This window comes from Sideroxyarcus emersonii (genome assembly GCF_021654335.1).
Taxonomy (GTDB): domain Bacteria; phylum Pseudomonadota; class Gammaproteobacteria; order Burkholderiales; family Gallionellaceae; genus Sideroxyarcus; species Sideroxyarcus emersonii.
Genome location: NZ_AP023423.1, coordinates 1,523,086 through 1,535,791, shown reverse-complemented (window position 1 = coordinate 1,535,791; position 12,706 = coordinate 1,523,086). Strand labels below are relative to the sequence as shown.

Below are 12,706 nucleotides of genomic sequence, written 5' to 3'. Positions count from 1 at the left end.
CAAGGTGGGAGAAGGGGCGTGAACATCCTGCGCTTGTCGCTTAACTTGCTGCGCCGCGACTGGCGCGCAGGAGAGTGGCGCGTGCTGTTGCTGGCGCTGGTGCTGGCGGTGGGCAGTCTTGCCACCGTCGGCCTGTTTGCCGACCGCGTGCGGCAGGCCTTGCAGCAGCAGGCGCAGAGCCTGATCGGCGCCGACCTGCGCATCACCTCCACCCGGCCGTTCTCGCCCGATTACCGCAAGCTGGCCCAGGCTCGCAATCTGCGCGTGGTGGAGAACCGTACTTTCCCCAGCATGGTGTCGCATCGCGAGCAGGCGATATTGGGCGAGATACAGTCGACGGAGACGGGCTACCCGCTGCGCGGCAAGATCGAGATCGACGATGGCAGCGTGCATGTGGCGCAGGCGATACCGGCAGGCGGTACGGTGTGGGTGGACGAACGCCTGTTGCGCCGCCTCGGCATGCAGGTGGGCGATGAAGTCGGTATCGGCAACCGTCATTTCGTCGTCGCGGCGCGCATCGTGAAGGATATCGATCAGTCCATCGGCTTTGCCAGTTTTGCGCCGCGAGTGCTGATGAACGATGCCGATCTGGCTTCCACCGGCCTGCTGCAGGAAGGCAGCCGCATCTCCTACCGGTTGATGGTCGCAGGCGATGGGAAGCAGGTGGCTGCCTTGCGCGCAGTGCTGCAGGACAAACTTTCCGGCAACGAAAAGATGGAGGATGTGCGCGATGCCCGCCCGGAGATACGTACGGCGCTGGAGCGCGCCGAGCATTTCCTCGGCTTGGCTGCGCTCACTGCCGCGATCCTGGCCGGCGCGGCGCTGGCGCTGGCGGCACGGCGCTTCGTGCTGCGCCACCTGGATGGGTGCGCAGTGATGCGCTGCCTCGGCGCGCAGCAGGGACAGGTGCTGTGGCTGTTCCTGTATCAGTTCATCCTGCTCGGCGTGGTGGCGGTGTTGTGCGGCGGCTTGCTGGGCTATGCCACACAAGCGGTGCTGGTTGCGAGCATCGCTTCGATGCGCGACGCGATCCTGCCGCAGCCCGGTGTACTGCCTTTGCTGAAAGCCGCCGTCAGCGGCTTTGCCTTGCTGCTCGGTTTCGCCTTCCTGCCTTTGCTGCAATTGCGCAAAGTGTCGCCGCTGCGCGTACTGCGCCGCGAACTGGGTTTGCCCGCTGCCAGCAGCTGGCTGATCTATGGCCTCGCGGTGGGCGTGCTGGCGCTGCTGTTCCTGTGGCAAGCCGGTTCGCTGAAACTGGGCCTGGCAGTGCTGGGCGGCTTGCTGGCCGGATTGTTGATGTTCGGCTGGCTGGCCTGGCTGTTGCTGCATGGCCTGGCGCGCAATGCGTACTATTTCCAGTCGCAGTGGCGGCACGCCTTCAACAACCTGGCACGGCACGGGCGTAGCGCCGCGGTGCAGGTGGTGGCGCTGAGCCTGGGCGGCATGGCCTTGCTGGTGCTGACGCTGGTGCGTGCCGATCTGCTGGAAAGCTGGCAGGGCAAGCTGCCGCCGGATACGCCGAACCGCTTTGTGGTGAACATCCAGCCCGACCAGCTGCAGCCGGTGCGGGATTACTTTGCGCGTAATGCGTTGCCGGTCCCCGAGCTGCAACCGATGGTGCGCGGCAGGCTGATCGCCATCAACGATCGCACCATCAACGGCAACAGTTATCCCGATCCGCGTGCGCAGGCGCTGGTGGAGCGAGAGTTCAACCTTTCCTGGATGGAGCGAATGCCGGTGTGGAACCAGCTGGTGAGTGGCAGCTGGTGGACCGCGGGGGAAAATGGGCAGTTGTCGGTGGAAGAGGGCATCGCCAGGACTCTGGGGATTCATCTTGGTGACATGCTTACCTACGACGTGGCCGGCAGCGTCTTTACCGCGAAAGTCACCAGCCTGCGCAAGGTGCAGTGGGATTCGATGAAGGTGAATTTCTTCGTCATTGCCACACCGGACCTGCTCAGGGATTATCCGGCCAGCTACCTGGGCAGCTTCTACCTGCCGCCGGACAAGGTGCGCGCGGGCGACGAGCTGTCGCGCACGTTCCCCAACCTGTTGCTGATCGATACCGGTGCGGTGATTGCCCAAGTGCGCAACATCATGGACCAGATCGCGCAGGCTGTCAGCGCAGTGTTCCTGTTCACGCTGTTTTCCGGCCTGGCGGTACTGTATGCCGCCCTGCTGGCCACGCAGGACGAGCGCAGCCACGAGGCGGCGATCCTGCGCACGCTGGGGGCGGACAGCCGTTACCTGCGGAACCTGCACCTGTCGGAATTCGCCGTGCTGGGCGGCCTGAGTGGCCTGTTTGCGGCGGCAGGGGCGGAAATGCTGGGCTGGGTGCTGGCGCGGTTCGTGCTGGATATCCCTTACCAGACAAGCGCTTCCATCTGGTTCGTCGGTGCCGGCGGCGGCATGGCCGTGGTGATGGCAGCCGGCTGGCTGGCGACCAGGAAGCTGGCGTTACGCCCGCCGTTGCGCATTCTTGCGGCGGATTAATGGCTTAGCGCTTGACGCGGCACGGAATATCCCTATAATGCGCCCCTCCCTGAAAAAGGGAGTTTTGACCTTGCTCCACCGTCCATCATGTCGGGGGGCTTTAATCCACAAGGAGATGTAATGCGACACTACGAAATCGTATTTATCGTGCATCCCGATCAGAGCGAGCAAGTGCCCGCGATGGTCGAGCGTTATCGCACGTTGGTGACCAGCAAGAACGGTCACATCCACCGTCTGGAAGACTGGGGCCGCCGCCAGCTGGCATACCCGATCCAGAAGATCCACAAGGCACACTATGTGCTGATGAACATCGAAGTCGACCAGCCCACGCTGGACGAGCTCGAGCACGCATTCAAGTTCAACGACGCCGTGCTGCGCCACCTGACCATCAAGACCAAGGCTGCAGTCGTTACGCCTTCCGCCATGATGAAGGAAGAGAAGTCGCGTTCGTTCAGCGATGCAGCTGAGGCAGCTCCGGCTCCCGCAGCGGCTGAGTAATTCAAGGATTGAGCAGCAACCGTTGTGTGATTGAAGGGGAACTCGTCGAGCTGGAAGGCTTGCGTTATACCCCGGCAGGTTTGGCGAGAGTGGCGTTCAAATTGCGCCATAGCTCGATGCAGCAGGAAGCAGGGATGCAACGTCAGGTTCAGTGCGAGATTCCGGCATTGGCGATCGGCGAGGCGGCACAGCAAGTCAGCCGTTTGCAGCCCGGACAGATGGTGAGAGCCGAAGGTTTCCTGGCGCAGCGCAGCCTGAAGATCGCGCAGCTGGTGTTGCACATTGATAACGTTACATTGAGATAGGAGCACAGCATGGCTCGTGTATTTAAGAAGAAAGACGACAAGAAGAACAACGCTTCGCGTCAGCTGTTCAAGCGTCGCAAGTTCTGCCGTTTCACCGCCGAGAAGATCGCGGAAGTGGATTACAAGGACATCAACATCCTGAAGGAATTCATCTCCGAGAACGGCAAGCTGATCCCGGCCCGCATCACCGGCACCAAGACGCGTTACCAGCGTCAGTTGAGCGTGGCCGTGAAGCGCGCGCGTTTCCTGGCGTTGCTGCCTTACACCGATTTGCACTAAGGAGTAGATCATGCAAGTGATTCTGATGGAAAAAGTGATCAACCTCGGCCAGTTGGGCGATGTGGTCAAAGTGAAGAACGGTTTCGCGCGTAACTTCCTGATCCCGCAAGGCAAGGCCAAGCGTGCGACGGAAAGCAACGTGGCGGATTTCGCGGCACGCCGCGCTGAACTGGAAGCGGCTGAAGCAGCCAAGCTGGCCGATGCGCAGGCTCGCGGTGCCAAGCTGGAAGGCTTCACTGTGCAGATCGCGCAGAAGGCCGGCGTGGACGGCAAGCTGTTCGGTTCCGTGACCAATGCGGACATCGCCGCAGCGCTGGTGGCACAAGGCCACAAGGTGGAAAAGAGCCAGGTACGTATGGAAACCGGCCACCTGAAGCAGATCGGCGATCATTCGATCACCATTGCGCTGCATCCGGATGTGGTTGCAAACGTCACTGTGACCGTGGTTGCCGAGCAGTAACCCATGGCTTGGCCGCCGTTTTGGCGGCCTGCCCAGCGGGCTGTGCAAAGCTAATCCTGCGTTGTCAGGTAGTTGGAAAAAGGGCTGGCGACAGCCCTTTTTCACATTCTGAATTCGAGCGTGCAAACTCGCTCGTCAGTGTAGAATCTCCTTCCCGAAATTTGCGGTCACATCATGCAAAATTTTTCAGCTCCCGTTGCCGATTCCCAGCTTGAAGCCCTGAAGCTCCCTCCGCATTCCGTCGAGGCGGAACAGTCGGTGCTGGGTGGCATCCTGCTGGATACCAGTGCCTGGGACAAGATCGCCGACCTGTTGAGCGAAAGCGATTTCTATCGCAACGAGCACCGCCTGATCTGGCGCCATATCGGCCGCCTCACCGAACATGCGAAGCCGGTCGATGTCATTACCGTGGCGGAGTCGCTGGAGAGCCATGCCGAACTGGAGAAGGCAGGCGGGCTGGTTTACCTCGGCACGCTGGCGCAGAACGTGCCGTCCGCGGCCAATATCCGCCGTTATGCCGAGATCGTGCGCGAGCGCGCCATCATGCGCAAGCTGGTGGAAGTCGGCAGCGATATTGCCACCAGTGCCTACAACCCCGGCGGGCGTTCGGCGGAGCAATTACTGGACGAGGCCGAGAGTCGCGTGCTGGAGATCAACGAAGAGGGCGAGCGAGGCAGCCAGGGCTTTGTGGCCATGCCGCCGCTGCTGACGCAGGTGGTGGAGCGCATCGAGACCCTGTATGGGCGGGATAACGCCAGCGACGTGACCGGCACGGCGACCGGCTTTGCCGACCTGGATCGCATGACCTCCGGCCTGCAGCCGGGGGATCTGATCATCGTGGCGGGACGCCCCAGTATGGGCAAGACCGCGTTCTCAATCAACATCGCCGAGAACGTGGCGCTGGAAGGCAAGCCGGTGGCGATCTTCAGTATGGAAATGGGCGGCGCGCAGCTGGCGATGCGTATGATCGGATCGGTCGGGCGCCTCAATCAGCACACCTTGCGCACCGGGCGGCTGGAAGACGATGACTGGTCGCGCATGACCCATGCCCTGGGTCTGCTCAACGATGCACCGATTTTCATCGACGAGACCCCGGGCCTGAACGCGCTGGAGCTGCGTTCGCGCGCACGCCGTCTGCACCGGCAGAACAACGGCCTCGGACTGGTGGTGATTGACTATATCCAGCTCATGTCTTCGCCATCGGGCAAGGCGAGCGAGAACCGCGCCACCGAGATCTCCGAGATATCGCGTTCGCTGAAGTCGCTGGCCAAGGAATTGCACGTGCCGGTGATCGCGTTGTCGCAGCTTAACCGCAGCCTGGAGCAACGCCCGAACAAGCGGCCGGTGATGTCGGACTTGCGCGAATCGGGCGCCATTGAGCAGGATGCCGATTTGATCCTGTTCATCTATCGCGACGAAGTCTACAACCCGGATTCGCCGGACAAGGGCAAGGCCGAGATCATCGTCGGCAAGCAACGTAATGGTCCGATCGGTGCGGTGAGCCTGACTTTCCGGGGCGAGTTCACGCGCTTTGAGAACCATGCCCCTGCCCAGTACTGAGATAAAACAGCATTAATTTCTTGGCTCTGCCGAACTGTTCGGTTACAATGCGCGTCCTTTTACAGGCGCGTAGCTCAGCTGGTTAGAGCACCACCTTGACATGGTGGGGGTCGTTGGTTCGAGTCCAATCGCGCCTACCAATTTCCCGAATCGTCCCGGATTCTTCTGAGAAATGCCATGTTCACATTGAGCTTGCATGGAGAAGAAGCTACCCAAGCCCTGCTGCAATCCGGCTATTCCTACTGTCTCGTCGTCCGTTCGGAATCTCAGCGCGCTGCGCTGCTCAAGAGTTTGGGCGAACAGCCCGGTGTGGTCATCGTGCCGCATAACGGCGGATTGATCAGCAATCTGCGCGTGTGGGAGAACATCGTCCTGCCGGTGCAATATCATGGCATCGAGCTTGCCGGCAAGCTCGAAGACAACGTGGCGCGGTTGCTGAATCAATGCGGGTTGCCGGACGAAGCCGCCGTCACCGAACTGCTGCTCAAGCTGCCGGATCAATTGTCGCTATATGAAAAGCGGCTGGTCGGTTTCGTGCGTGCCATGCTGATGAGTCCGGAACTCATCATCTACGATTCCATGCTCGAGGGGTTGTCGCGCAAGGAGCTGGCGCGTGCGGTCGGTTTCGACAAGGTATTCCGTTTATACTTCCCGTTCCGCACGTCGGCGCTGGTAAGCTTCGAGGAATATGGCGACAAGGACGATCCAAAGCGACGCTTGATCCACCTGTAAAGAAATCCGGGATGAAATTATCCACCTACAACCAGAGATTGCTGACCATTGAAAAGCGCACCAGGCGATTCATGCTGGGGGCCGTCGGTGTCATGTTGCTGGTGTTGCTGATGATTGCCATCCAGCAGGATTACTTCCACCGCAGCACCACAATCTATTTTTTCACACCCAATGCACAGGGACTGAGCAAAGGGATGGCGGTCAAGTTCGTCGGCTTCAAGGTCGGCAGCGTGCAGGATGTGAGCATGCAGCCCAATGCCACGGTGCGGGTGAAAGTGGCGCTGGATGACGAATATGTCCACCTTATCGGACAAGATGCCAAAGCGCGCCTCATCAAGGAGGCGCTGGTCGGCGAGAGTGTGGTGGAAATCATCCCCGGTTCGCAGCAGGTGAAGCAGGTGACGCATAACAGCGTGCTGGCTTTCGAGCGCGGACAGGATGCCAGCACCGTGGTCGAGAACTTGGCCGCGCAGTTGCAGCCCATCCTGGGTGACATCCATCAGATCACTTCTTCCATCAACAATCCCGATGGCGATGTGCAGCAAACGCTGAAAAACCTGAACCAGGCCACGGGCGCCTTCCGCGAGACCGTGCACCAGTTCACTCAGTTGGGTGCCAGCAGCAACCAGAAGCTCGATGGGGCGTACGGGAAATTCGACAAGGCGCTGGATAAGGTCAATTCCAGCCTGGAAACGCTGGACAAGTCGATTCCGAAGCTGGTGGAGAAGGCCGATTCGACCCTGGACAACGTCCAGTCCGCGACCTCCGATATCAAGAAGATGACGAGCGAATCCGCCGCCGAGGTGCCTGCGCTGGTGCGCAATACCAATGCGCTGGTACAGGACAGCCAGGACACGCTGGGTGGCGTGAGGAAGTCGTGGCTGCTCAATGGATTGTTCCCCCAGCCCGAGGAGCAGGTGCTGCCGGTGGACGGCTACGTCCCTCCGAAACCCTTGCCGTGATGGAGGCCCGCTTGATCGTTCGCCCAGTCATCGTCCTGTTATGCAGTCTCTTGCTGTTGTCCGCCTGCGGCCATGTCGAAGAGGTGCGTAGCGCACGGCAGGAGCAGGCGACCGAATTCAATCAGCGCGCACAGCGCGCATTCCAGCGCGGCGAATACCAGACTGCGGCCGCGTTGTTTCAGAATGCACTGCAGCTGGATGTCGCCATCGAGAACGTGAATGGCATCGCCATCAATACACTGAATCTTGCCCGGGTGAGCCAGGTCATGGGCCAGCCTGCGCAGGCACAGCGCTATCTCGACAGCCTGCTGGAAGACAAGGCGCTCCACTATGCACCGGCACAACTTGCGGCGGCGTCGGTACAGAGATCCTTGCTGAGTTTGCAGCAGGACGATGAGGCGGGTGCCGGCAAATGGGTGGAGCAGGCCGCCGCGTATTGCGTGTCCGGCTGCACGCTGGCAGGTGTGATCGACAATGCCCGCGCCAGTATCGCGCTGCACGCTAACGATGCCGACAAGGCCTTGCATTGGAGCGAGCGGGGAGCCTCGGAAAACAGGAATGCATCGCCACTGGAATATGCCAATTCCCTGCGCCTGGCCGCATCGGCCAAATTGCTGAAGAACGATCCCGATGCAGCGCTGCATCTGGCGGAAGAGGCGCTGGCTATCGACAAGTCGATGGGGCTGCCCGAGAAAATACGCCAGGACTTGCTGCTTGCTGCACAGGCGCACGAGAAACTGGGCCGGGCGGAACTGGCGGCACAGTGCCGCGACAGGGCGGGCCGTATCGCCGCAGTGTCGGTGAAGTGAGGCGCTGATGGATGCGTTCAGCCGGCTGGACAGGCATAAGGCAACAATGCTGCTGGGGCTGGGCATCTGCGTGCTGGCAGCAGTGCTGCTGCATGTATTCCAGGCCGGGGATCAATTGAGCCGCACGGTGCTGGACGAACAATTCGATTTGATGCATCGGTACGACGTGCATCAGCCGAAGAACGATGTGGTCATCGTCGGTATCGATGAGGATGCCACCAAGGCGCTGATCGAGCCGTTTTCCCTGTGGCATCCGCACCTGGCCAGGTTTCTCGATGCGATGGCGCTAGCCCGTCCGTCCGTGGTCGGCCTGGATATACCGCTGCCGGAACGATCCTACCAGTTCCTCGTGCCGCAATACGACCAGATCCTGCTGCAAGGTCTGCAGCGCTTGAAGGCGCAAACGCCGTTGGTGCTGGCCCAGATGCTGGACGATAGCGGCACTTTCCGTCCGGTGTACGCTCCTTATGTTGCCGCTGTCGGAGAGGATGCATTGGCTTCGGTGGTGCTTTGCCAGGATGACGATGGGGTGGTGCGTCGCTTCGATCCCAACCTGTGTACGGTGAATGCGCGCGGTTCCATGCTGGTCGAAAAAATGGCGGCTCGCCTCGGGACGCCGCACCCCGGAACCGGATTGGTGGATTTCAGTGCGGGCGAAAAATTCGAATACATTCCTTTCCTCAAGGTGCTGGAGTGGCAGAGGCAGGGGAATGCCGAATTGCTGGAGCGCACTTTCCGCGGCAAGCCGGTGTTGCTGGGTGTGGTGGCTCGATTCGGTGATCGTGCCAAGGCGCCGGTTCCGCTGGCATCCTGGGAGCCCAGCAAGCTGCGGGTACCAGGAGTGCTGATGCAGGCGCAGATACTGCGTTCGATGCTGGGCGCTGGGCTGGTCCGCGAGGCGAACACCTGGCTGGTGGGCGCGTTGACGGCGCTGGCCGCATTATTCTGGCTGGGACGCATCAGCTGGTTCAAGCTGGCAGCAGTGATCGTGTTCCCGCTCCTGCTGTTGCTGGTCTCGACGTGGTTGCTGGGGCAGGGGATATTCCTGCCAATAGGCGGGATACTGCTCGCCGGCGTGCTCGCCTTCCTTGCCCGCCTGGCCTATGAAGGAGCGCGACAAGTGCGGCAACGGAAGTGGCTGCGCGGCACTTTCGGCAGCTATGTCAGCCAGGAGGTGCTGCAGGAGATCATGGCGGGCAACATCCGCTCCGGACTGGAGGGGGCCCGCATGCGTCTGTGTATCCTGTTTGCCGACATCCATGGGTTCGGCCCGCGCAGCGAGAATCGGCCGCCGCAGGAGGTGGTATCCCTGCTGAACGATTATTTCTCCGAGATGACCGTGGCTATCCACCAGCACAAGGGTACGGTGGACAAGTTCATCGGCGACGGCATCATGGCATTCTTCGGCGCGCCGCAGACGCTGGAATGTCCGGAAAAAAACGCGCTCGAAGCGGCCCAGGAGATGTTGCTGCGCTTGCGCAATGTCAATTCTCGCCTGCAGGAGCAGGGCGTCGCACCCATCGAGATCGGTATCGCGCTGCATGTGGGAGCGGTGGTTGTCGGCCACATCGGTTCGGAGTCCAGGCATGAATACACCATCATCGGCGATGCGGTGAGCAGGACCGGCAAGCTGGAACAGCTGACCATGACTTTGAAATATCCGGTGGTGTGCTCGGCTGCGGTGGCAAAAGCAGTGGAAGGCTCGGGTGACCTGATCGATTGCGGCGAGCAGGTGGTCGCCGATGCTGCTATCCAGGTATACGGCTGGACCCCGCCGTTGTTGGCTGCCAACTGATGTCCGCGCTCTGGCCCAAACTCCTTGCCTGGCTGAAGATGATGCAGATGCGCCAGGCGGTAGCGGGAGCCGCGCAACTGTTGTGGTATGCCTTCACCCACCTGCGCGTGCTGCGTATCGCTCCGGTGAATGCCGTGTTCCACCGCCAGATATTCTTTACCGGGGTGGAGGCGCTGGGCATCGTCGCCGTGTTCGGCCTGTTGAGCGGAGCGCTGGTCATCACCCAGATCACCTCGCTGGTTGGCGGTGATAGCGGGCTGACCGTGAAGATCCTGATCTGGACTGTGGTGCGCGAAGTGGGGCCATTGTTCGCGGCTATCATCATCATCGCCCGCAGCAGTGCAGCCATTGCCTCCGAGCTGGCTTTGATGAAGACACGCCACGAGATGACCAGCCTGGTCCGCATGGGGATCCCGCCGCACGACTACCTGCTGGTGCCGCGCATCGCCGGGGTCACGCTGGCCGTTCTGGCGCTCACCATTTATTTCCAGGTCGTCGCCATCGGTGGCGGCCTGGCGATCAGCGCCATGTTCCAGAACGTCTCCTACATGGAGCAGGTCGGACGTTTCCTGCAGACCGTCAAGCTTTCCGAGTTCGTCGTGGTGGGCATCAAAGGATGCCTGTTCGGCCTGGCCATCTCCACCATCTCCTGTTACAACGGCATGCAGGCGCAACCTTCGGTGACCGAAGTACCCAAGGTCGCCATCAGGGCTGTGTTGCAAAGCCTGTTGTTCGTGTTCACGCTGGATGCGCTGATCGCCTACCTCGGCATGGTGGAGTGAGTTGCGCTATACTGCGCGCCTTCCGGCGCTGGGTGTGCCGGGTCTGAAGTTGCCAAGTTCGAATTTGAAAGTGCGGCGGTGGCCGCATTTGTTTTTAGCAGAGTGAATAAGATGCCTGTCATTACCTTACCGGATGGTTCGCAACGCAGTTATCCCAATCCCGTGACCGTGGTCGAGGTCGCCCAGAGCATCGGCGCCGGCCTGGCGCGTGCTGCGCTGGCAGGCAAGGTGGATGGGAAACTGGTGGATACCTCGCACCTGATCTCGGTCGATGCAACACTGGCCATCATCACCGACAAGGATGCCGACGGATTGGATATGATCCGCCATTCCACCGCGCACTTGCTGGCCTATGCCGTGAAGGAACTGTTTCCCGAAGCGCAGGTGACCATCGGTCCGGTGATCGAGAACGGTTTCTATTACGACTTCTCCTATTCGCGCCCTTTTACTCCGGAAGACCTGGCGGCCATCGAGAAGCGCATGGCCGAGCTGGCGAAAAAAGACCTGCCGGTCACGCGCAAGGTATTGCCGCGCGACGAGGCGGTGGTCTATTTCAAATCCATCGGCGAAAAATACAAGGCCGAGATCATAGCGTCCATCCCCGCCGACCAGGATGTGTCGCTGTACAGCGAGGGCGAATTCACCGACCTGTGCCGCGGTCCGCACGTACCTTCCACCGGCAAGCTGAAGGTGTTCAAGCTGATGAAAGTGGCCGGCGCCTATTGGCGCGGCGACTCGAAGAACGAGATGCTGCAGCGCATCTACGGCACGGCCTGGGCGAAAAAAGAGGATCTGGATGCCTACCTGGTTCGCCTGGAAGAGGCGGAGAAGCGTGACCACCGCAAGCTGGGCAAGCTGCTCGACCTGTTCCACATGCAGGATGAAGCGCCGGGCATGGTGTTCTGGCATCCCAAGGGATGGGCGATGTGGCAGGTGATCGAGCAATACATGCGCAATGTCTATCGCGACAACGGCTACCAGGAGATCCGCTGTCCGCAGATCATCGACCGCGTGCTGTGGGAGAAGTCCGGCCACTGGGAGCATTACAAGGCCAACATGTTCACCACCGAGTCGGAAAAGCACGATTACGCGATCAAGCCGATGAATTGCCCGGGCCATGTGCAGGTGTTCAATGCCGACCTGCGCTCCTATCGCGAACTGCCGCTGCGCTATGGAGAATTCGGCTCCTGCCATCGTAACGAGCCGTCCGGCGGTTTGCATGGACTGATGCGGGTGCGTGGTTTCGTGCAAGACGATGGCCACATTTTCTGTACCGAAGGGCAGATCGAGTCCGAGGTGACGGCCTTCAATGCCTTGGTGCTGAAGGTCTACAAGGATTTCGGCTTCAATGACGTGACGGTCAAGCTGGCGCTGCGCCCGGAAAGCCGGGTCGGTTCCGACGATATCTGGGACAAGTCCGAGAATGCCTTGCGCGCCGCTTTGCGTGCTTCCGGCATGACCTGGGAGGAGTTGCCGGGCGAGGGGGCGTTCTATGGCCCGAAGATCGAATTTCACATCAAGGATGCCATTGGCCGTTCCTGGCAGTGCGGCACGATCCAGGTGGACTTTTCCATGCCGGGCCGCCTGGGCGCCGAGTTCGTGGATGAGGACAACAGCCGCAAGGTGCCGGTGATGCTGCACCGTGCGATCCTGGGCTCGCTGGAGCGTTTCATCGGTATCCTGGTGGAAAACCATGCCGGCGCGCTGCCATTGTGGCTGGCGCCCGTCCAGGCGGTGGTGATGAATATCTCCCAGGCGCAGGAGGAATATGCCGGGAAAGTAGCCGAAACATTGCGAGCATCCGGCTTCCGGGTGCAATCGGATTTGCGCAATGAGAAGATTACCTATAAAATACGAGAACATAGCTTGCAGAAGTTGCCTTACCAGCTGATCATCGGCGATAAGGAAATGGCTGCAGGTCTCGTTGCCGTGCGATCCCGATCAGGTGAAGACCTTGGGCAGATGTCGGTGGAGGCGCTGTTACAGCGCTTGAATACCGAGCTGCAGGCGGATGGTGCGGTTTAATTTTTT

At 60.6% G+C, this 12,706-nt stretch carries 12 protein-coding genes and 1 tRNA gene; all 13 read left to right on the top strand.

Annotated elements, in window-relative coordinates:
• Positions 1–18: 18 nt before the first annotated feature.
• The 13 genes from L6418_RS07505 (at position 19) to thrS (ending at position 12,700) form a co-directional block, all read left to right on the top strand.
• Positions 19–2,493: an ABC transporter permease gene (locus L6418_RS07505; protein ID WP_237246305.1), complete on the top strand. Its 2,475-nt coding sequence runs from the start codon at positions 19–21 to the stop codon at positions 2,491–2,493.
• 120 nt (positions 2,494–2,613) lie between these two features.
• Positions 2,614–2,991 carry a 30S ribosomal protein S6 gene (gene rpsF / locus L6418_RS07500; protein WP_237246304.1) on the top strand — a complete coding sequence of 126 codons (378 nt, stop codon included), beginning with the start codon at positions 2,614–2,616 and terminating at the stop codon, positions 2,989–2,991.
• A 26-nt stretch (positions 2,992–3,017) separates the two neighbouring features.
• A complete protein-coding gene (priB, locus tag L6418_RS07495) occupies positions 3,018–3,296 on the top strand; it encodes a primosomal replication protein N (RefSeq protein WP_237246303.1) in 279 nt (92 codons plus the stop codon).
• A gap of 9 nt (positions 3,297–3,305) precedes the next feature.
• Positions 3,306–3,575 carry a 30S ribosomal protein S18 gene (rpsR, locus tag L6418_RS07490; RefSeq protein ID WP_237246302.1) on the top strand — a complete coding sequence of 90 codons (270 nt, stop codon included), beginning with the start codon at positions 3,306–3,308 and terminating at the stop codon, positions 3,573–3,575.
• Positions 3,576–3,585: 10 nt separating this feature from the next.
• Positions 3,586–4,035 carry a 50S ribosomal protein L9 gene (rplI, locus tag L6418_RS07485; protein ID WP_237246301.1) on the top strand — a complete coding sequence of 150 codons (450 nt, stop codon included), beginning with the start codon at positions 3,586–3,588 and terminating at the stop codon, positions 4,033–4,035.
• Between the two features lie 174 nt (positions 4,036–4,209).
• Positions 4,210–5,595 carry a replicative DNA helicase gene (gene dnaB, locus L6418_RS07480; protein ID WP_237246300.1) on the top strand — a complete coding sequence of 462 codons (1,386 nt, stop codon included), beginning with the start codon at positions 4,210–4,212 and terminating at the stop codon, positions 5,593–5,595.
• A gap of 63 nt (positions 5,596–5,658) precedes the next feature.
• Positions 5,659–5,735: transfer RNA gene (locus L6418_RS07475), tRNA-Val, on the top strand.
• A gap of 37 nt (positions 5,736–5,772) precedes the next feature.
• Positions 5,773–6,327: a hypothetical protein gene (locus L6418_RS07470; RefSeq protein WP_237246299.1), complete on the top strand. Its 555-nt coding sequence runs from the start codon at positions 5,773–5,775 to the stop codon at positions 6,325–6,327.
• Between the two features lie 11 nt (positions 6,328–6,338).
• Entirely contained in the window at positions 6,339–7,289 is a 951-nt protein-coding gene (locus L6418_RS07465) for an MlaD family protein (RefSeq protein WP_237246298.1), read from the top strand.
• 11 nt (positions 7,290–7,300) lie between these two features.
• Positions 7,301–8,098: a hypothetical protein gene (locus tag L6418_RS07460; RefSeq protein WP_237246297.1), complete on the top strand. Its 798-nt coding sequence runs from the start codon at positions 7,301–7,303 to the stop codon at positions 8,096–8,098.
• Between the two features lie 7 nt (positions 8,099–8,105).
• On the top strand, positions 8,106–9,893 hold the full coding sequence (locus L6418_RS07455) for an adenylate/guanylate cyclase domain-containing protein (protein ID WP_237246296.1): 1,788 nt from the start codon (positions 8,106–8,108) through the stop codon (positions 9,891–9,893).
• Positions 9,893–10,675, top strand: coding sequence for an ABC transporter permease (locus L6418_RS07450; RefSeq protein WP_237246295.1), 783 nt, complete (start codon positions 9,893–9,895; stop codon positions 10,673–10,675). The genes L6418_RS07455 and L6418_RS07450 overlap by 1 nt, the downstream gene beginning before the upstream one ends.
• Positions 10,676–10,786: 111 nt before the next feature.
• On the top strand, positions 10,787–12,700 hold the full coding sequence (thrS, locus tag L6418_RS07445; RefSeq protein ID WP_237246294.1) for a threonine--tRNA ligase: 1,914 nt from the start codon (positions 10,787–10,789) through the stop codon (positions 12,698–12,700).
• The last annotated feature ends 6 nt before the right edge of the window (positions 12,701–12,706 follow it).